The sequence below is a fragment of the Sphingomonas canadensis genome (assembly GCF_026013525.1).
Taxonomy (GTDB): domain Bacteria; phylum Pseudomonadota; class Alphaproteobacteria; order Sphingomonadales; family Sphingomonadaceae; genus Sphingomonas; species Sphingomonas canadensis.
The window spans coordinates 1-19258 of record NZ_JAPDRA010000012.1; the positions used below are offsets into that span (position 1 = coordinate 1).

24 protein-coding genes are annotated in these 19258 nt (G+C 68.1%); 8 read left to right on the plus strand and 16 right to left on the minus strand.

The window, feature by feature from the left end; genetic code table 11:
- Positions 1–318: 318 nt before the first annotated feature.
- From OM513_RS18420 to OM513_RS18435, 4 genes are read right to left on the minus strand one after another with little or no spacing between them, the layout of a single operon-like run.
- The gene (locus OM513_RS18420; RefSeq protein WP_264946238.1) at positions 319–1533 is read right to left on the minus strand and encodes a CCA tRNA nucleotidyltransferase; all 1215 of its coding nucleotides are present in this window, start codon (positions 1531–1533) and stop codon (positions 319–321) included.
- Positions 1521–2111 (minus strand): CoA pyrophosphatase, encoded by a 591-nt coding sequence (locus tag OM513_RS18425; RefSeq protein ID WP_264946239.1) that lies wholly within the window; start codon positions 2109–2111, stop codon positions 1521–1523. The genes OM513_RS18420 and OM513_RS18425 overlap by 13 nt, the downstream gene beginning before the upstream one ends.
- On the minus strand, positions 2108–2689 hold the full coding sequence (locus tag OM513_RS18430; protein WP_264946240.1) for a DUF1285 domain-containing protein: 582 nt from the start codon (positions 2687–2689) through the stop codon (positions 2108–2110). Before OM513_RS18430 ends, OM513_RS18425 begins: the two co-directional genes overlap by 4 nt.
- A gap of 18 nt (positions 2690–2707) precedes the next feature.
- Complete coding sequence (locus OM513_RS18435) at positions 2708–3232, minus strand: GNAT family N-acetyltransferase (RefSeq protein WP_264946346.1); 525 nt, start codon at positions 3230–3232, stop codon at positions 2708–2710.
- A gap of 168 nt (positions 3233–3400) precedes the next feature.
- Here OM513_RS18435 and OM513_RS18440 point away from each other — a divergent pair, with 168 nt between their 5' ends.
- Entirely contained in the window at positions 3401–3772 is a 372-nt protein-coding gene (locus OM513_RS18440; RefSeq protein WP_264946241.1) for a dihydroneopterin aldolase, read from the plus strand.
- Positions 3773–3788: 16 nt separating this feature from the next.
- Here OM513_RS18440 and OM513_RS18445 read toward each other — a convergent pair whose 3' ends face one another.
- Positions 3789–4520, minus strand: coding sequence for a hypothetical protein (locus OM513_RS18445; RefSeq protein WP_264946242.1), 732 nt, complete (start codon positions 4518–4520; stop codon positions 3789–3791).
- A gap of 324 nt (positions 4521–4844) precedes the next feature.
- On the opposite strand from OM513_RS18445, the gene OM513_RS18450 reads away from it, so the two are divergent.
- From OM513_RS18450 to OM513_RS18470, 5 genes are all read left to right on the plus strand, one after another.
- Positions 4845–5513, plus strand: coding sequence for an energy transducer TonB (locus OM513_RS18450; RefSeq protein ID WP_264946243.1), 669 nt, complete (start codon positions 4845–4847; stop codon positions 5511–5513).
- 87 nt (positions 5514–5600) lie between these two features.
- On the plus strand, positions 5601–6362 hold the full coding sequence (locus tag OM513_RS18455; RefSeq protein WP_264946244.1) for a MotA/TolQ/ExbB proton channel family protein: 762 nt from the start codon (positions 5601–5603) through the stop codon (positions 6360–6362).
- Positions 6363–6466: 104 nt separating this feature from the next.
- Positions 6467–6943, plus strand: coding sequence for an ExbD/TolR family protein (locus tag OM513_RS18460; protein WP_264946245.1), 477 nt, complete (start codon positions 6467–6469; stop codon positions 6941–6943).
- Between the two features lie 29 nt (positions 6944–6972).
- On the plus strand, positions 6973–7401 hold the full coding sequence (locus tag OM513_RS18465; protein WP_264946246.1) for an ExbD/TolR family protein: 429 nt from the start codon (positions 6973–6975) through the stop codon (positions 7399–7401).
- 185 nt (positions 7402–7586) lie between these two features.
- Positions 7587–7949: a tetratricopeptide repeat protein gene (locus OM513_RS18470; protein ID WP_264946247.1), complete on the plus strand. Its 363-nt coding sequence runs from the start codon at positions 7587–7589 to the stop codon at positions 7947–7949.
- Positions 7950–8321: 372 nt separating this feature from the next.
- Here OM513_RS18470 and dcd read toward each other — a convergent pair whose 3' ends face one another.
- Positions 8322–8873 carry a dCTP deaminase gene (dcd, locus tag OM513_RS18475; RefSeq protein ID WP_264946248.1) on the minus strand — a complete coding sequence of 184 codons (552 nt, stop codon included), beginning with the start codon at positions 8871–8873 and terminating at the stop codon, positions 8322–8324.
- Between the two features lie 67 nt (positions 8874–8940).
- Between dcd and OM513_RS18480 the strand changes: the two genes are divergently transcribed.
- On the plus strand, positions 8941–9324 hold the full coding sequence (locus tag OM513_RS18480; protein WP_264946249.1) for a DUF1330 domain-containing protein: 384 nt from the start codon (positions 8941–8943) through the stop codon (positions 9322–9324).
- Between the two features lie 10 nt (positions 9325–9334).
- On the opposite strand, the gene OM513_RS18485 is transcribed toward OM513_RS18480, so the two are convergent.
- From OM513_RS18485 to OM513_RS18500, 4 genes are all read right to left on the minus strand, one after another.
- On the minus strand, positions 9335–11287 hold the full coding sequence (locus OM513_RS18485) for a sialate O-acetylesterase (protein ID WP_264946250.1): 1953 nt from the start codon (positions 11285–11287) through the stop codon (positions 9335–9337).
- 104 nt (positions 11288–11391) lie between these two features.
- Positions 11392–11838, minus strand: a complete 447-nt coding sequence (locus OM513_RS18490; protein WP_264946251.1) for a cytidine deaminase — start codon at positions 11836–11838, stop codon at positions 11392–11394.
- Positions 11814–12497 (minus strand): glycoside hydrolase family 25 protein, encoded by a 684-nt coding sequence (locus tag OM513_RS18495; protein WP_264946252.1) that lies wholly within the window; start codon positions 12495–12497, stop codon positions 11814–11816. The genes OM513_RS18490 and OM513_RS18495 overlap by 25 nt, the downstream gene beginning before the upstream one ends.
- Before the next feature lie 40 nt (positions 12498–12537).
- Positions 12538–13017: a UPF0262 family protein gene (locus OM513_RS18500; RefSeq protein WP_264946253.1), complete on the minus strand. Its 480-nt coding sequence runs from the start codon at positions 13015–13017 to the stop codon at positions 12538–12540.
- Between the two features lie 70 nt (positions 13018–13087).
- Between OM513_RS18500 and OM513_RS18505 the strand changes: the two genes are divergently transcribed.
- A complete protein-coding gene (locus tag OM513_RS18505) occupies positions 13088–14581 on the plus strand; it encodes a replicative DNA helicase (RefSeq protein ID WP_264946254.1) in 1494 nt (497 codons plus the stop codon).
- A 27-nt stretch (positions 14582–14608) separates the two neighbouring features.
- On the opposite strand, the gene OM513_RS18510 is transcribed toward OM513_RS18505, so the two are convergent.
- The 6 genes from OM513_RS18510 to OM513_RS18535 form a co-directional block, all read right to left on the minus strand.
- Positions 14609–15406, minus strand: a complete 798-nt coding sequence (locus tag OM513_RS18510) for a phosphoadenylyl-sulfate reductase (protein ID WP_264946255.1) — start codon at positions 15404–15406, stop codon at positions 14609–14611.
- Positions 15399–15824: a DUF934 domain-containing protein gene (locus OM513_RS18515; RefSeq protein WP_264946256.1), complete on the minus strand. Its 426-nt coding sequence runs from the start codon at positions 15822–15824 to the stop codon at positions 15399–15401. Before OM513_RS18515 ends, OM513_RS18510 begins: the two co-directional genes overlap by 8 nt.
- A complete protein-coding gene (locus tag OM513_RS18520; protein WP_264946257.1) occupies positions 15817–17448 on the minus strand; it encodes a nitrite/sulfite reductase in 1632 nt (543 codons plus the stop codon). Before OM513_RS18520 ends, OM513_RS18515 begins: the two co-directional genes overlap by 8 nt.
- Before the next feature lie 124 nt (positions 17449–17572).
- A complete protein-coding gene (locus OM513_RS18525; RefSeq protein ID WP_264946258.1) occupies positions 17573–17869 on the minus strand; it encodes a DUF2849 domain-containing protein in 297 nt (98 codons plus the stop codon).
- Positions 17866–18651 (minus strand): uroporphyrinogen-III C-methyltransferase, encoded by a 786-nt coding sequence (gene cobA / locus OM513_RS18530; protein WP_264946259.1) that lies wholly within the window; start codon positions 18649–18651, stop codon positions 17866–17868. Before cobA ends, OM513_RS18525 begins: the two co-directional genes overlap by 4 nt.
- A gap of 82 nt (positions 18652–18733) precedes the next feature.
- Complete coding sequence (locus OM513_RS18535; RefSeq protein WP_264946260.1) at positions 18734–19198, minus strand: hypothetical protein; 465 nt, start codon at positions 19196–19198, stop codon at positions 18734–18736.
- Positions 19199–19258: the final 60 nt, after the last annotated feature.

Below are 19258 nucleotides of genomic sequence, written 5' to 3' on the forward strand. Positions count from 1 at the left end.
GCGCACTTGCATGCCTCGCCAACGCGCATTCGATCCGATCAAATACAAGCTGCGAAACCAAATCGAGCGGACCATCGGCAAGCTCAAACAACTCCGGCGCATCGCAACCCGATACGACCGCATCCCCCAAAACTACCTCGCCAGCCTATGCTTGGCCGCCCTCAGCTTCTGGTGCTGAATGTCGATTCAACCTAGAGTCTGTGCTGTTCAGGCGGCCCCGGCCCGCTCCCCCACCCAGCCACCCATACGGCAGTCTATTCTATGGGTGGCCGGGTGGGGGAGCGGGCCGGGGCCGATTCCGCCAAAGGCGGACAGACTCTAGGCGGCGCTGGCCGCAGCCACCACCGCGTCCGCGATCGCTTCGGTGCGGGCGGAATCGGGGAAACCCTCGGCGATCCAGCGCTCCTCGACCTGGCGGAGCAGGCGCGCGACCTGCGGCCCGGCGCTGACGCCGCGCGCGACGATCGCGCCGCCGGACAGCGGCAGACGCGGCACCTGCCAGTGCGACAGGTGGCGCGCGGCATGGACCGGGTCCGCCGCCGCCCAGCCGCGGCTCAGCAGGATGCGGTCGATCGCCTCCACCGCGCCGATGCGATAGGCCAGTTCCTCGGGCGCCCCGGCCGCGTCCGCCGTGGCCGACACCAGCCGCTTTCGCTGAACGTTGGAGAGCTTGAGCCGCGCGCCGACCGCCTCGGCCACGCGCGCGTCACGCGGCAGCAGCGCGGCCAGGCGGCGCACCGGATCGGGCGTGAGCCCGGCCTGTTCCTCCAGCAGCGCGACGTGGCGGAGCAGGCCGGCGCCGTCGAGGTCGATCTCCGGCAGCACGGGCAGCAGGATGCCGTGCGACACCATCAGTTCGATCACGGTAACGGCGTTGCGCGCCACCAGCAGCTTGAGCAGTTCGTCCGCGATGCGTTCGCGGCTGAGCGCCATCAGGTCGTTTGCGCGCGCGGTGCAGGCGGCCAGCGCGGCGGGATCGGGCATGTCGCCGAACCGCGCCAGGAAGCGGAAGAAGCGCAGGATGCGCAGATGATCCTCCGCGATCCTTTCCAGCGGATCGCCGATGAAGCGCACGTGCCGTCGCTCCAGATCGGCGAGGCCGTCGAAATAATCATACAACTGTCCCGAAATGGGATCGGCGTAGAGGGCGTTGAAGGTGAAGTCGCGGCGCGCCGCATCCGCGCGCCAATCGGCCGTGAAGGCCACCGTGGCGTGCCTTCCGTCGGTGTTTATGTCGCGGCGCAGCGTAGTCACCTCCACCGGGCCGCTGTCCAGCACCGCGGTGACGGTGCCGTGCGCCAGCCCGGTCGGCACGGCACGGATGCCCGCGGCCTTCAGACGGCGCATCACCTCTTCGGGCGGGTGGACCGTGGCGATATCGATGTCGGCGACGGGCGCGCCGAGCAGCGTGTCGCGCACCGCGCCGCCCACGAACCGTGCCTCTCCGGCTGCGGCACCCAGCGTTTGCGCCAGCCCGTCGAGCCCCGGCCGTTCGCGCCAGTCCGCAGGGGGGAGGGTGGTCAGGCCGGCCATTGCAGCCGCCGCGAGAGGTTGACGATCATCGCTGCCGTGGCGCCCCAGATGCGCCGGCCGTGCCAGCCGATCTCGTAATAGCGCCGGTCAGCGCCCTGATATTTCGCCCATGCTTCCATATGGTTGGCCTGATCGAGCAGGAAGGCGAGGGGCACCTCGAACACGTCCGCCACCTCGGTTTCCTGCGGCACGAAGCGCAGGCCGGGCGCGACCACGCCGATCACGGGCGTCACCGAATAGCCGGTGATCGTGCGATACAGATCGCCCACGCCCACCACCTCCACGCTGGCGCGGGGCAGGGCGATCTCTTCCTCCGCCTCGCGCAGCGCCGCGGCGACGGGGCCGTCATCTTCGGCGTCGATGCGGCCGCCGGGAAAGGCGATCTGGCCCGCGTGGCGGCGCAGCGTCTCGGTGCGCTGGGTCAGGATCACGCCGGGATCGGCGCGATCGGTGACCGCCACCAGCACCGCGGCGGGCGTGGCCGCGGCGGCGGGATCGAAGTCATGACTGTCGCCCGGCAGCAATACCGGCGCGTGCGGAACGGCGAGGGCGGTGCGGAGGCGTTGGGCGAGCGTCATGCGGGCTCCCCCGAAGTGCCGGGTTCGAGTGGGAAGAAGGCGCCGCCGCTCCACACGCCGGGCGGTTCGCTGCCGTTCGAAAGCGCGATCTCGGCGAGCTGGTAATAGACCGGGCGGGAAACCAGCGCCTCCAGCCCGCCGCGCACGTGGAGATAGGGGCGCGGCCCCTCCGCGCGTTCCTCGAAACGTAGCGCATGTTCCGGCCCGGCGGTGACCAGATCGCCGGTGTTGAGGCGAAAGCCCAGCGTCATCGCCGCACCTTCGCCCTCCGCCTTCATTTCCACCGCGACGAAGGGCGCGTCCTCCACCGCGATGTCCAGCTTCTCCGCGGGGGTGACAAGCACATAGCCGCCGTCCGGCTCGCGCCGCAGGATGGTGGAGAACAGCCGCACCATCGGCTGCCGCCCAATCGGAGATCCCTGGTGATACCAGGTGCCGTCGCGCGCGATGCGCATCTCGCTGTCGCCGCAATGCGCGGGGTTCCAGCGATCGACCGGGGGCAGCCGCGCGCCTTCGCCCAGCCGCAGGATATCGGCTAGCGTCAGTTTGGCGAAATCCGGTTCGGGCGGCATCGGCATCCGCCTTCCGTTAGGCTGCTATGCCGCGGCCTTCAACGCCCGCGGGCCGACCGTGCCGGCGCAGCCGGGCACATCGCCCCCGCGCGCGAGCAGGCGGCGCTGCTCATAGGGGCCGGGCAGGCGCCATCCGCCGGTGCGATCCGCGGTGAAGCCGAAGAATCGGCCGTAATATTCGGGATCGCCGATCATCATCAGCGCGCCGGCACCGGGCAGGGCGCTGGCGTCCGCGGCTTCCAGCATGCGGGCCATCAGCGCGCGGCCGATGCCGGCCTGCTGCCATTCGGGCTCCACCGCGACGGGGCCGACCATCACCATCGGCACGCTGTCTCCGCCGTCGCAGGCGAGCGCCACCGGCCAGCATTGGATCGTGCCCGCCAGCGCGCCATCGTCGCGCAGCGCCGCAAAGCCCAGATCGTCGATCGCCGCCATGCCCTCACGCACGCGATAGGCGGTTCGCTGGCGCCGGCCCGGACCGAAAGCGCGGTCGAGCAAAGCCTCGACCTTCGCGGGATCGATGTCGGACAGGGGCACCAATGCGATCATCACCAGCCTTTCATATCGCCGGAAAATGCCGGGGGACGCGGCCTTTAGGCCGAATCGCGCATGACGCAAGGATTAATAGCGCACCCGCCATCCCCCTTTCGGGCAAGGGGACTTTCGCCCGGCGGCGCTTCTGCTATGGGCGCGGCCTTCCACGCGAAAGGCATGCGCTTGTCCGACCTTCTCCAGCTCCACGTCCACGACCTTGAGGTCGAGCTGCTGACGGGAATCTATTCCGAAGAGACGCATCTGCCCCAGCCGCTGCGCATATCGCTGACGGTGGACCTGGACCTGCCCGAGCGATTCGAGCCGGACACCAAGCTGACCGCCTCCAAAAGCTATATCGACCTGCGCCACGCGGCGACCACGGCGATCCCGAAGGACGTCCACTTCACGTTGATCGAGGGCATCGCGGAGCATATCTGCGACACGCTGTTCGTGTCCGACGCGCGGGTGCGGCGCGTGGAGGTGAAGATCGTCAAGCTCGCCATCGCGGAGAAGGGCGAATCGATCGGCATCACGCTGGTGCGCAACCGGCGCTGAGGCCGGCGCGCGGAGCTCAGGCGCAGGGGCCGAGCTCGCGCAGCACCGTGCGGTAATCCTCCTGGGCCACCCGCGAATTGGCGGGATCGTCGGCCTCCAGGCTGGCGGGCGGCAGCGCGGGCGGCAGGCCGCACGCCAGCCGGTACCACAGCAGCGTGTCCTTGGCCGGGGTGCCGGCGCTTTCGTCGATGAAATCCCCGGTCGCGACCGACCAGCGCGGCGGCTGGCCGGGGCGGCGCAGCACCTGGATCGAAATCTGGCCGCCGCCTGCCGTCTCCACGAAGATCTGCGTCTCGCCCTCGCCCGGGATCGATCCGGGGACGTGGAAGGCATTGGCGATATCGGAAACCGCCGCGGGCGCGTCCGCTGCCAGTATCTCACGGGTGATGGCGCGCACCTTGCCGTCCAGTTCGGCGTACCAGTTGCGCTGCCCTTCGCCGCCGCTGAGCTGAACGATCCCGGCGCGTCCAGGGACCAGCCGGGCGAACAGCAGCACGCGCAGCTTCTTAAGCTTGGGTGGCTTGCCGCGCGCGTCCAGCGGCAGATCGGCCATGTAGCCGATGCGCGCCGGAACGTTGGCATTGCCGCGAATCAAAGCCAGCACGTCCGCTTCGATATAAAATCGTCCACGGCCCGGTGCCACGCCGGGCGCCTGGGCCGGTTTGATCCGGGTGGCGGATATGATGCTCGCGTCGATCACCAACGGCGCGTCCAGAAGCTGGCGGGCGAGCGTCGCGTAGCTTGGCAACGGTGGCGAAACGACCGCGGAATTCTGAGGTTTCTGAGCGACTGCCGTCGGCGCCAGGGTGAATGCTGCGACGCAACAAAACGTCTTGATCAGAGACTGGGACATGCAATTTCCGATAACGGATTGTGCCGTTCTTAAACAGAAATAATTCTGCCATGCGCCGACATTAGGTGTCCCATGTCCGACAAAGCGTTTGCGTCCCCCTCGGCGGCACGATAGAGACTCGCGCTCTGCCGACGGACGCACGACGCGAACGCCGGGTAGACCTGTGTGCGGGCGATTCGCCGCGGACGCGCCGCAGAGGAAGAGGAGTTACGTCGCCGAATGGCTTACGCTGACCGGAATACAAGTGGCAGCCGGATCGTCGCGGCAGTATTGGTCGCAGTGATTATCGCGGGCGTCGGATACGCCTTCGTGACGGGCTTGGCCTATCAGTATATCAAGAAGAAGGTGGAGAAGCTCGACGTCTTCGACGTGAACGAGCCGCCGCCGCCGCCGGAGGAGCCGCCTCCCCCGCCGCCGGACACGCCGATTCCGCCGCCGCCTGTCTACAATCCGCCGCCGATCGTTCAGCCGGCGGTTGTGCAGCAGCAGCCGCAGATTCAGACCCAGACGCAGGTCCAGACGGACTCGCCGAAGCCGCAGCCGGTTCCGACCCCGCAGCCGGCTCCGCCGCCTGCACCGCCGCCCAAGCAGGCCGCCAAGCCTGCTACGCCGCGCGGTCAGCCCGGCGGCTGGGTGACCAACGACGACTATCCTCCCGCGGCTCGCCGCGCGGAGCAGGAAGGCGTCACCGGTTTCCGCCTCGACGTGGATGCTGGCGGTAGGGTCACGAACTGCACCGTCACCAGCTCGAGCGGCTCGGCCGCACTCGACAACGCGGCATGCTCGCTTCTGAAGCGGCGCGCCAAGTTCAATCCGGCAGAGGACACCAATGGAAACAAGGTGCCCGGTAGCTGGTCGAGCCGGTTCCGCTGGCAGCTCGAGAGATGAACTGATTTCACGGCCGGCGTCATGGGAATATCCCGCGGCGCCGGCAGTTACACCCGATCATTGCTTATCTAGAGGAAAGACCGAAACATGCTCACGACCATTCTCGCTGCGGGGGCCGATGCAGCGCACAAGGCGGGTGAGAACCCCTACGGCCTGCTCCCGGCGCTCCGCGAGGGCGGCATCATCGCCCAGTCGACGTTCGGCATCATGGTCACCATGCTGTTCTTCTCGCTGTACATCCTGTTCACGAAGCTGTTCGAGCAGCAGAAGATCCTGAACCAGGGCAAGCGCGTCCGCGCCAGCTTCTGGAACTCGAACAGCCTGCGCGAGGGTGCCGCGAAGCTCGAGAAGAACTCGGCCTATCGCCAGCTCGTCGAGGACGGCCTGGCCGCGCAGGAGCAGCATGCCAAGCTGACCGATCCGGTCGAGGCGCATGACTGGATGCACGGCTCGCTGGCGCGTTCGGAAGAGATCATCAAGAACGCGCTCCGCGGCGGTCTTTCCTTCCTCGCCACCGTCGGTTCGACCGCGCCGTTCATCGGCCTGTTCGGCACCGTCATCGGCATCATCCGCGCGCTGATCAAGATCGGCTCGGCCGGCCAGGCGTCGATCGACGCGGTCGCCGGTCCGGTGGGTGAGGCGCTGATCATGACCGCCGTCGGTCTGGCCGTCGCCGTGCCGGCCGTGCTCGCCTACAACTGGCTGCAGGCCCGCAACAAGAAGATCTCGGACGAACTCGATGCGTTCACCAACGATCTGCTGGGCTATCTTGCCTCGAACGGTGCGGTTCGTCCGGCCGTGAAGGGCAAGGGCGCGCCGAAGGCCGCAGCGACCACCGCCGGCGCCTGAGGCGCGGGCAAGCGGAGCGGGTGCCCGGTGATCCGGGCGCCCGCCCCCGCGGCGCCGCACGTGCGCGGCGCCATGGCAAGCGAGAAAGAGTAGGATAGCTCGATATGGCAATGAGTGTAGGCGGCGAGGAAGGTGGTCCGATGTCGGACATCAACACCACGCCTCTCGTGGACATCATGCTGGTGCTCCTGATCATCTTCCTGATCACCGTTCCGGTCGTCATCCAGACGGTCGACCTGACGCTGCCGAAGGTGCAGTTCGAGCCGACCATCACCAAGCCCGAGAACGTCGCGCTTTCGGTGCGGCAGGGGCCGGGCGGGTGCGAAGTGTATTGGGGCATGACCCGCATGACGAGCGCGGACCTGCTCACCAAGGCGGTCGACAAGCTGAAGGTCGAGATCGACAAGCAGGGCGGCCCCACCGTTCCTGGTCTCGAGCTGCCGGAGGTGCATATCCGCGGAGACATCAACACTCCGTACAAGTGCATCGGCGGCACGATCTTCACCATGCAGCGCGCTGGCTTCATCAAGGTCGGATTCATCTCCGAACCTGAGCCCGGCGGCAACGTGGCGCGCCTGTAACCCGGACCGTCCGAAGGAGTCTTTTCGAAATGGCAATGAGCGGTCCCAAGGAGGACGGTGGTCCGATGATGGAGATCAACACGACGCCGTTGATCGACGTCATGCTGGTGCTCCTCATCATGATCATCATGACGATCCCGGTGCAGACGCACGCGGTGAAGGTCGACCTGCCTGTGCAGGATAAAAACACGCCGCCTCCCCCAACGGAGGTGTCGAAGAACGTCGTGTACATCGATCCGAACGGCACGATCTACTGGAACGCGACCCCGGTGCAGCCGGTGCAGCTCCAGCAGTATCTGGAGCAGACCAAGAGCCTGCCGGTGGAGCCGGAGCTGCATTTCCAGCCCGATCCCCAGGCGCGGTATGAGGTCGTGGATTTCGTGCTGTCGATCATCAAGCGTTCGAACATCACGAAGCTGGGCTTCGTCGGCAACGAGCGGTACGCCAACGACTTCTGACGTGGCGACCGCCGGCTGAACGGCACCAAAGCATGGAAGAGGCGGCCTTCGGGCCGCCTCTTTTTTTGTGCCCACGCCATGTGCCTGCATTCTTCCCTATTGTCCCGACGCAACAAAACTGTCACATCTAAGTCATCAAAGAGTCACGTAGATGTAGCGTTGACGTAACAATGGAGGGACTGCCCATGCGCATCGCGCTTCTTGGCCTCGCTCTCGCCGCGCCGCTGGCGCTCGGCGCACTTCCTGCTCAGGCACAGTCGAACGAAGGAACCGGCAGCGCCGCAATCGCGCGCGGCGACCTTGCCGCCGCCGAACGCGAATTGACCGCCGAGCTTCGCATCCATCCCGGCCGGCCGGAGCTGCTTCTCAACCTGGCCGCCGTCTATTCGCGCACCGGTCGTGAAGCGCAGGCGCGCAGCCTGTACCTGCGCGTACTCTCGCAGGATGACGTGCTGATGGACCTGAGCGCCGATCGGACCGCCGGATCGCATGCGATCGCGCAGACCGGGCTCCAGCGACTGGAAGGGGTCTACACCGCTTCGAAGTGAGACTCGCCGGGGCCGCTGGACAAGAAACGGGCCTTCCGCGTGAGCGGGAGGCCTTTTTTCACACGAAGGCGCGAAGGCACGAAGAAGATCGGTTCACGCGGAGGCGTGGAGAGGCCCCGCCGCGTCGGTGGCGCGTTCATGTCGCTCGCCGGTTCTTGCTGGTCTAGCCGGCTGCCTACAGCCGCCATCGCGGCGGCCGAAACCGCGCTGGGCCTTCGCGCCTTCTGCGCGAACAAACCCTTTCGCGTCCGCAAACCTTCGCAAGCAGAGGCCGGCGAGCGCACGGCCATGGCGCATCGCTAAAAGTCTATCCTGTTCAGGCGGCCCCGGCCCGATTCCGCCAAAGGCGGACAGACCCTAGCAGGACGCCGCCTACAGCCGCGGCAGGGTTACCCCACGCTGGCCCATATATTTGCCAGCGCGGTCGGCATAGCTCGTCTCGCAGGGCTCGTTGCCCTTCAGGAACAGGAACTGGCAGGCGCCCTCATTGGCGTAGATCTTCGCAGGCAGGGGCGTGGTGTTCGAGAATTCCAGCGTCACATGCCCCTCCCACTCGGGTTCGAGCGGGGTGACGTTCACGATGATGCCGCAGCGTGCATAGGTGGACTTGCCCAGGCAGATCACCAGCACGTCGCGCGGCACGCGGAAATATTCCACCGTGCGCGCCAGCGCGAAGCTGTTTGGCGGGATCACGCACACATCGGTGCGGCGATCGACGAAGCTGTTGGAGGCGAAATCCTTGGGGTCCACCACCGCGCTGTCGACATTGGTGAAAATCTTGAACTCGTCCGCCACGCGCGCGTCATAGCCATAGGAGGACAGGCCATAGCTGATGCAGCCCTCGCGGCGCTGGCCCTCCACAAAGGGCTCGATCATCCCGTGGTTGAGGGCCTGTTCGCGAATCCAGCGGTCGGATAGGATCATGGGCGAGAGCTTTCGCGGCTATTGCGGCATGGGGCAAGAGGGCGCGCGAACAGGGGGGAGACGGACGATGCGGAAAGCGATGCTGGCGGGTGCGGCGATGGCGATCGCGGCGGCGGGCGCATGGGCCGGGGCGGCCTGGGGCAGCGGTCAGGCGGCGCCCAAGGCCTATATCGTCGCGCGGATGAGCATCCATGATCCGGCGGGCTTCGCGCGCTATGCGCCGCAGGTGCCCGCGGTACTGGCGATGCATGGCGGCCGCTATCTGGCGCGCGCCGGGCGTTTCGAGCTGCTCGAAGGCGCGGCGGCGGGAGACCGGGCGGTGATCCTGGAATTCCCCAGCATGGATGCGGCGCGCGCCTTTTATTATTCGCCCGAATATCAGGCGATCGCGCCGATCCGCCGCGCGGCGACGGAGGGCGGGTCGTTCATCGTCGAGGGCGTGGCGCCCTGAACCGCGGCGGTCATTCGACCGCGAGTTCGAAAGGCGCCGCGGGCAGGCCGCTGCCGTCGTAGAGGTTGCAGACCGGGCTGTCCCCCCAGCAGAAGCGGACGCGATAAGCGGGGCCGCCCGCGGTATCGAGGACAACGGCCGCACCCGCGATCCGGCCGGGCACGAAGCGGCAGCTTCCCGGCTGCACGCCGCACAGCTCGAAGCCCAGAACCTGCGCGCCGCTGTACGCCAGCAGGGTCCCGGTGATGTCAGCGAAGGAGACGGCCACATTGCCGTCCACCCGCCGCGCGGCCGTGACCCGCGGGCCGGAGGGCGGCTCCGCCGAGCCATAGGCGGCCGCGCGCGCGGCCCGGGCGGCGCGCGTGCCGACGTCCTGCTTGTTCACCGGATGCAGATCCTCGGCATCGCCGATGTCGATCGTCACCACCAGCGCGGCATGCGCGTCCGCCGCCACGGCGCGGCGCTGCTGGTCGCGGATGCTCGCGAAGCCGCTCTCGGCTGGTGCCGTCACCCGCGCGCCCCATTGCGGAAGCTGGACGATCACGAAGGGCAGGGCGGGATCGCCGAGCTGCGCGCGCCAGCCCGACATCATCGCGGCAAGACGCCCTGCATAGCCCTGCGCCATGCCCGCGTCGCTCTCGCCCTGGTACCAGGCGGCGCCGCGCAGCCCATAGCGGCCCAGCGGGGCGATCATCGCGTTGTAGATGCTCGATAGCCCCGCCGAGCTCTCCCACGGGGCATGGGGCAGATCGTTGCTGCCGGGCGTCACGCGGTAGCGCCAGCGCGCGGGATCGCCGAGCGGGATGCGGGTGCCGTCGGCCAGGCGTAGCGCGAACTGTTCCGGAGCGCCCCACATGCCGCCGCCGCCCCAACTGTCATATGCGGCCACAGCGATGCCGTTGCGCCCGGGGCGGAGCAGCTTGCGCGCGAGCGGATAGCTGCGGGTCAGGTCCCAGCTCGCGGTGCTGCCGACGCCGGTGCCGTTGACGAAGGTCATGTCGAGATCGTCGATCACGCCCAGTTCCAGCGTGGCGGCCTGTTTCGCCTGCGCGGGCGTCAGGTTGATCTCGGTGCGGTACCAGACGACGCCGTTATAGGCGGCGAGTTCCGGCACGCCCCAGCCTTCCCATTGGGAGAAGGAGGGGACGGGGCGCCATTCGCCCGGCGGGTTCGGCTGCCAGGGCTCGGTGCCCGGGGCATCGCCGCTGCGCCCGCGCCACCATTCGCCCCAGGAACGGCCCCATTGCGCGGTCGCGGCTTGCGGATCGCTGCGCTGGAGCGCGAGCAGCCTCAGCGGTTCGCGCAGCGCCGCGTCGCCCGCCATCGTCGCCTCCGGCCGCCAGGCGTTGATCGCGGTGCCGCCCCAGGAGGAATCGATCAGCCCGAACGGCACCTTCTCCGTCTTGCGCAGCTCGCGCGCCAGGAACCAGCAGACCGCGGAGAAGTCGCCGATCGTCTGCGGCGTCACCGGCTGCCAGGCCACGGGGCGCAGGAAATCGGCCTGGGGCGCGGCGGCGGTATCGTGCTGGACGCTCAGGATGCGGACCTGCGGATCGTTGGCGGCAGCCACCTCGGCCGGACCGGCGATCGACGCGGACACCGGCCATTCCATGTTCGACTGGCCCGAACAGAGCCACACGTCGCCCACCAGCACGTCGTTCATGGTCTGGCTGCGCCCCGAAGAGCCGGAGACGGTGAGCGAATAGGGGCCGCCCGCAGGCAGGGCGGGGAGATCGGCAGACCAGGCGGTCGATTTGTCGCTGCTGGCTGTTACCGCGATCCCGTTCATCGTGACGGTCACCGTCTCGCCGGGCCGCTTGCTGCCCCACAGGCGGATCGGGCGATCGCGCTGGAGGACGGCATGATCCTGAAAGATCGAGGCGAGCAGCGGCGCGTCCGGCTGTGCGGCGGCGGGCGTGGCGAACAGCACGGCCGCGATCAGGCCCGCGATCAGCTTGGGCATCAGGCTCTCCCCTAAATATTGTTAGCGCTATCAAAGCGTAGCGCGGCGCGATTGGCAAGAGCGCGCGTGCGTCGGGAGAGCGGCGGCGCGGCCGCGTCAGCGCGTCAGGCCAGCCCCAGGTCGCGCGGGCCGAATGCGGCGGGGAGCAGTTCGGACAACAGGTAGCTGCGGCACTCGTCGCCCTCGGCGCCCGCGCAATGGACGCGCACGTCACGCCCGCCGAGCTGTGCCGCCTCGTTGATCACCTGGCGGCATCGGCCGCAGGGGCTCACCGGGTCGCTGCCGGCAGGGCCGGAGGGACCGATGATGCCGCCGATCACCCCGATCGCGACGACATCGGCCAGCCGCCCGCGCGCGCTGGTGGTGGCCAGCGCCACCGTCTCGGCGCAGAGCGACAGGCCATAGCTGGCGTTTTCGAAATTGGCGCCGGTGATCACGCTGCCGTCGCTGAGCAGCACCGCGGCGCCGACGCCGAATCCCGAATAGGGGGCATAGGCATGCCGCGCCGCCGCCCGCGCCGCGGCGATCAGTTCCCGGGCTTCGTCTTCCATCGTGCCATCACATTCCAGTTCACGGGGCCCGCCACGCCGGCGACGCGGCGGAAGGTGCTTGCCTGCCATATCCGCCACGGCTTGTCGAAATAGGAGGGCGGGAAAAATGCCCCGCTGCTCCACATCGGCCGGGGAATGGCCGCGCTGACGCGATAGCGATCCTCGAACGCGCGCGAGACCTTGAGCACGGCCAGCTTGCCGCTCAGTCCCTCCACGTCCGCCAGGAAACGGCGGATCTCCGCCAGCACGACGTCGCGATCGGGCCGGGCGGTACAGTCCGGCTCGAAATCCAGCTCTATCGCGAAGGGCAGGTCTTCGGCGATCGGCCGCACGCGCGAGACGAGGTTGACCGCCTGGTCCGCCGCAAGCTGGCACAGCGAGAAGATGTGCAGCGCGCCGCGGCGCACGCCCGCCTCGAAAGCGCCGTGCCAGTTTATGCTGAACCGCCGGTCGCGCCCGCGCGCGCCTATCGTCGCGCGTACATAGGCAAAGCGGACGCCGCCCTGATCATGGGCCAGGCGCCAGTCGATCACGCCGTGGCGCTCGCCAACGTCGATGCCCTGCATCGGAAAGTCGTGGAACGACGGGCGCCAGTTCACTGCGATCAGCGCGGCCAGCATCAGCAGCAGCGCCGTCGCCAGCAGGATTCCGGCAAGCACGCGGGTCCGGCGCCAGAGGGTGCGCGCCGACACCCCCGCGTCAGCCCCGGATGTGGAGCACGCAGATCAGCGTGAACAGCCGCCTTGCCGTGTCGAAATCCACGTCGATCTTGCCCTCCAGCCGCTCGCGCAGCAGTTCGGCTGCCTGGTTGTGAATCGCGCGGCGGGCCATATCGACCGTCTCGATCTGCTGCGGCGTCGCGTTGCGAATCGCCTGATAGTAGCTGTCGCAGATGGCAAAATAATCACGGATCGGGCGGCGAAAGGCGGCCAGACCCAGCACCAGTGTTTCGAGGTGGGACCGGTCCTCGCGCCGGATCTCCAGCGCCAGCCGCCCTTCCTGCACGCTCAAGTGCAGGCGGAAGGGCCCGGCATAGTCCGCGGCATGGCGCAGCGGGGCGAAGTGATTGTCCTCCAGCAGGTCATAGATGGCGACGCGACGTTCCTGCTCGATATCCGCCGAGCGCCACAGGATGGTGCGCTCGTCCAGCGTTACTTCGATGATCCGCGGATCGGCCATGTTCGCCCTATCCGTGCATTCCACGCTTTCCACAAGCGGCGCATTCGATGGTAAATGCTAGGGCACGGTCATGGCACAGCCGATTCCCTTTCCCGCCCCCGGTCAACCGGAGGGCTCGACCCTGCCCCAGAATGTGGAGGCGGAGGCCGCGCTGCTCGGCGCGATGATGATCGACAACCGCATCGTGGAAGACGTGCTGGTCAAGCTGCGGCCCGAACATTTCCACGAGCCGCTGCACGGCCGCATCTTCGAACAGATCGTGGCGCTGGTCAGCGACAACCGGCTGGCGAACCCGGTGACGCTGCGTCCGCTGTTCACCGCGGACGCGGGGATGCAGGAGGTGGGCGGCCCGGCCTATCTGGCGCAGCTCACCGGCAATCCGGCCAGCCTGCTCGGCGCGCGGGCCTTTGCCGACCAGATCTATGACCTGGCGATGCTGCGTGCGCTGGTGGGCGTGGGCCGCGAACTGGTGGACGGCGCGCTCGACACCAGCCAGGAGATCAATCCCGCCGCGCAGATCGAACGCGCCGAGATGAAGCTCTACGAGGTCGCCGAGAAGGGCGAGAGCGACGGCGGGGCCAAGAGCTTCACCCGCGCCGCGATGCTGGCGGTGAAGCAGGCCGAGCGGGCGATGAACTCGGGCGGCAGCGTTTCGGGCATCACCACCGGGCTTAGCGATCTCAACGCGATGACCGGCGGCATGAACCGTTCGGACCTGATCATCCTGGCCGGCCGCCCGGGCATGGGCAAGACCTCGCTTGCCACCAACATCGCGTTCAACGCCGCGCGCCGCTGGCTGGACGACAAGGAGGCGGGCATCGCCGAGGATCGCTCGATCGGCGCCCCGGTGGCCTTTTTCAGCCTGGAAATGTCGGCGGACCAGCTCGCGATGCGCATCCTTTCCGAACAATCGGAGATTGTGTCGGAAAAGCTGCGCACCGGCGATATCAGTCCGGGCAATTTCCAGAAGTTCGCCCGCGCCGCGGCCGAGCTGGAGCAGCTCCCGCTGTTCATCGACGATACGCCCGGCCTGACGATCGCGGCGCTGCGCACGCGCGCGCGGCGGCTGAAGCGCCAGCACAAGATCGGCATGGTGGTGGTCGATTACCTCCAGCTCCTCCAGGGCAGCTCGCGCGCGCAGGGCGATGGGCGCGTGCAGGAAATCTCCGAGATCAGCCGCGGCCTGAAGACACTGGCCAAGGAGCTGCACGTGCCGGTGCTGGCGCTCTCCCAGCTCAGCCGCGCGGTGGAAAGCCGCGAGGACAAGCGGCCCCAGCTATCGGACCTGCGCGAATCGGGATCGATCGAACAGGACGCGGACATCGTGCTGTTCGTCTATCGCGACGAATATTATCACGATTTCAAGGCGCCCAAGGCCCCCGATGCCAACTCCAGCCCCGACGAGGTGGCCAAATACCAGACCTGGCAGGAGGAGCAGCTCCGCGTGGCGAACAAGGCGAGCGTGATCGTGGCCAAGCAGCGCCACGGCGCCACGGGCACGGTGGACCTGCGCTTCGATCGTCAGTTCACCAAGTTCAGCGATCTGGCGCCCAGCGGGTTCTGAACGCGGGCCGCGCCACGCGCGCGGCGTTCAGAACACGGGCAGGTTGGGATCGTTGTCGTCCAGCGGGGTGTGGATGCCGCACTCGGTCTTCTCCCAGCCGCGCCAGCGGCCGGCGCGCGGGTCTTCGCCCGGCTTGACGATGCTGGTGCAGGGCGAGCAGCCGATCGAGAGATAGCCCTGCTCCACCAGCGGATGGCGGGGGAGGGCGTGCGCATCGAAATAGGCGTCCAGGTCTTCCTTGGTCCAGTCGGCCAGCGGGTTGACCTTCAGGCGGCCGGCGGCATCGGACGTGTCGATCTCGAACCGCGGCATGGCGGAACGGGTGCTGGCCTGGAACGCCTTGCGCCCGGTGATGCTGGCGTCGAAGCCGCGCATCGCGTCTGCCAGCGGCACCACCTTGCGGATCTCGCAGCAGCCGTCCGGATCATAGGACCAGCGCAGGCCGGTGGCGTCGCGCTTCTCGATCGTGGCCGCATCGGGCGTGAGGTTGCGGAAGTCCTTGAGGCCCAGCAGCGATACCAGCGTGTCGCGATAGGCCAGCGTTTCCGGGAAATGCTTGCCGGTATCCAGGAACAGCACGGGCACCGCGGGATCGATGCTGGCGACCAGATGCAGCAGCACCGCCGATTCCGCGCCGAAGGACGAAACCAGCGCGATATCGCCCGCCATATGCTCGCCCAGCACGGTGCGCAGCATCTCCACGGAGTCGGTGCCGCGGAACATATGGTTCAGGCGCACGGCATCGGCCGCGGTGAAGCGCGGCGCGACATCGATCCGGTCGACCGTGCGATCGGCGCCGGATTGCTGTGCGGCCGTCTTAGCCATGGCGCAGCTTCCACACCGGCACGGCGGGATCGGCGGCGCGCTGATAATGATGATCGTAGCGGGCGAGCGCGGCGGCGAGCACGGCTTCGTCCACGGGGGCCTCGGGCGCGAAGCTGTCGAAGCCGCAGCGGCGCATCAGCGGGATCTGGTCCACGAGCACGTCGCCCTGCGCGCGCAGCTCACCGGCATAGCCCGCCTCGCGCAGGATGCGCGCGCTGGAATAGCCGCGGCCGTCGCGGAACTTGGGGAAGCTGACCTCGACCAGCGCGATGCGATCGAGATGCGGGAGGAGCGCGCGCGCGTCCTCGCCGGATTCGATGCGCACCGCGGTCGCGTTCGATTGGCCGAGGAAGGCGTCGAGCGTGACCGCGGGCTCGTCATGCGGCTCGTCGGCGCGAAAGCGCAGCGGATCACCCATAGATCGCCTCCTTGAACGGGGCCATGCCGACACGGCGATAGGTGTCGAGGAAGCGTTCGCCCTCCGCGCGCTCGCGCAGATAGACGTCGGTGGCCTTCTCCACCGCATCGACGATGCCGTCCTCGCTGAAGCCGGGGCCGGTGATGGTGCCGAGCGACACATCCTCAGCGCCCGATCCGCCGAGCAGGAGCTGGTAGTTCTCCGTGCCCTTCCGGTCGACGCCCAGGATGCCGATGTGCCCGGCGTGATGATGGCCGCAGGCGTTGATGCAGCCGCTGATCTTGAGCTTCAGCTCGCCCAGCTCGCGCTGGCGGCCCAGATCGGAGAAGCGCTGCGCGATCTTCTGCGCGACGGGGATCGAACGCGCGTTGGCCAGGCTGCAATAGTCCAGGCCGGGGCAGGCGATGATGTCGCTGATCAGGTCCAGGTTCGCCTCGGCCAATCCGGCATCGGCCAGCTTCTGCCAGATGGCGGGCAGATCAGCCTTGCGGACATGGGGGAGGACGATGTTCTGGGCGTGGGTGACGCGCAGCTCGTCGAAGCTGTAGTCGCGTGCCAGATCGGCCATCACGTCGATCTGGTCGGCGCTGGCGTCGCCGGGGATACCGCCGACCGGCTTGAGGCTGATGTTGACAATCGCATAGCCGGGCGCCTTGTGCGCGGCGACATTCTGGTCGAGCCACACGGCGAAATCCGGGTCGCCGCGGTCGATCGCGTCGGACAGGCCGGTTTCATAGGGCGGCGGGGCGAAATAGGCGGCGATCCGGTCGAACTCCGCGCGCGGCGGATCGAGATCGAGCTTCTTCACCTCGGCGAACTCGGCTTCCACTTCGTCGCGGTATTTGTCCGCGCCGATCTCATGGACCAGGATCTTGATCCGCGCCTTGTAGATGTTGTCGCGGCGGCCGTAGCGATTGTACACGCGCAGGCAGGCTTCCATGTAGCTGAGGAAGTCTTCGAAGGGCACGAAGTCCTTGATCAGCGGCGCCACCATGGGCGTGCGCCCCATGCCCCCGCCGACATAGACGGCGACGCCGTGCTGCCCGCCGCGCTCGACCACCTGGAGGCCGATATCGTGCAGCCGCATCGCCGCGCGGTCCTCGTCCGCGGCGATCACCGCGATCTTGAACTTGCGCGGCAGATAGCTGAATTCGGGGTGGAAGCTGCTCCACTGGCGCAGCAGCTCGGCCCAGGGGCGCGGATCGGTCAACTCGTCGGCCGCGGCGCCGGCATATTGGTCCGAACTGATGTTGCGGATGCAGTTGCCGCTCGTCTGGATGGCGTGCATCTCGACGGTGGCGAGATCGGCCAGGATGTCGGGCGCGTCGGCCAGCTTGATCCAGTTGTACTGGATGTTCTGGCGCGTGGTGAAGTGGCCGTAGCCGCGATCGTACTTGCGCGCGATATGCGCCAGCATGTGCATCTGGCGGCTGTCGAGCGTGCCATAGGGCACCGCGACGCGCAGCATGTACGCATGAAGCTGGAGATACAGGCCGTTCATGAGCCGCAGCGGCTTGAACTGGTCCTCGGTGATCTGGCCGGCCAGGCGGCGGTTCACCTGGTCGCGGAATTCCTCGACGCGGGCGGCGACGATGGAATGGTCGTATTCGTCATATTTGTACATCAGCGGGTACCTGTCACCGTTCGCCCTGAGCTTGTCGAAGGGCAGTTCGCCACAAGGGGTGCGCGTGCGGATAGGTGCCCTTCGACAAGCTCAGGGCGAACGGGCCAATACATCCGCGCGGGCTTCATATCACCCAGCTCCCCGCGTTCGGATCGGCGGGCTTCAGCGTCAGGTCCGGCCGGACGGTGGGGCCGAGCGCGCGGATGCGGTCCTTGATATGGGCCGGGCGCGGGCCGTCCGCCGTTTCGGCAGCGTCGATCACATAGGGAGCGTTGACGCGACGCGCGCCTTCCTCCGCCTGGGCGATCGCCTCGCCCTGGTCGCCCACGTCGGCGGCGTCCTCCACATGGCGCGACCAGCCCGAGCCGGTCCACCAGGTAACGTCGCCGGTGACGAGATCGTTGCCGGTCAGGATCCTCATGCAAGCGTCTCCGCAGTCCGTGCCCATTGGGCGAGCTTGTCTTCGGCATCGGCGAGCATTGTCACCTCGCCGACAACGATGATCGCCGGGCTCTTCACCTTCTCGCGCTCCACCATCTCGCCTAGATCGGCGAGCAGCGTGCGCAGCGCGCGATGCCCGGCCAGTGTGGCGCGCTCGAGCACCGCCACGGGCATGTCGGGCGCGACGCCATCGGCCATCAGCTTGTCGGCGATCTGCGGGCAGGTGGCGACGCCCATGTAGATGACGAGCGTGCGGCCCTTGCCGGCCAGGCCCGACCAATCCTGTTCCGCCAGCCCCTTGCACTGGCCGGCGACGAAGCTGACGGTGCTGGACCAGTCGCGATGGGTGAGCGGCAGCATCGCCTCCGCCGCGGCGCCCAGCGCGGCGCTGACGCCCGGGATCACCTCCACGGGCAGCCCGGCGGCGCGCACCGCCTCAACCTCCTCGCCGCCGCGGCCGAAGATGAAGGGGTCGCCGCCCTTCAGCCGCACGACGATGGCGCCGGTGCGGACGTGCGCGACGATCAGCGCGTTGATCGCCTCCTGCGGCAGCGTGTGCTTCGAACGCTGCTTGGCGACCGAGATGCGGTGCGCCTGGGGCGCAAGATCGAGGACGGCCGGATCGACCAGCCCGTCGTGGACCAGCACGTCCGCCGCCTTGAGCGCCTCGACGGCGCGGACGGTGAGCAGGCCCGGATCGCCCGGACCCGCGCCGACAAGGATCACGCGCCCGCGGCGCTCGGGATCGAGAAGGCTGACCATGGGCGGCGGAGATGGGCTGCCCCCGTGCGAAGGGCAACGGAGGAAGCTTTGGGGGGCGGGTAGGAGAACTTGGGGCGGCCCGTCAGCGCGGCCGCCCCGCCTCGCGGGCCTCCCGGATTCGCGTCACCCGCACGGCGACGGGCACGTGCAGCCCCGCGACCACCGCGCCGAACAGCGCCGAGGCGCCGGTGAACAGCGTCCAGCGATCGGTATCGGCGTCCCAGCGATCGAAGGCGTACCCAAGCAACGCCCCGGTGGCGGCGAAACCCAGCGTCCCCAGCAAGGGGTGCCGCACCGCGGCGCGGCCGAACAGCAACAGCATCAACAGCCCGGCCGTCAGGCTGGCGCCCATCGAGATCATCCATCCGAGCGCGAATACCGTGAAGCCGCTCAACATCACCAGCGTGGCCATGAAGCCCTGGAGGTTGTTGTCCCATGTCACCTGCGACATCCAGGCGAGCAGCAGCGTGGTGGCCGCCGCGCTGCCGATCGTCGCGGCGGTGCAGGTGGCGATCAGGCAGGTCGCGATCGGCAGGCGCGGCGTCACGGACGTTCTCCCCCCTTTGGAGCCCGGAAGGGCGGCCCCGCCGCATCGTTTAGCGCCGCA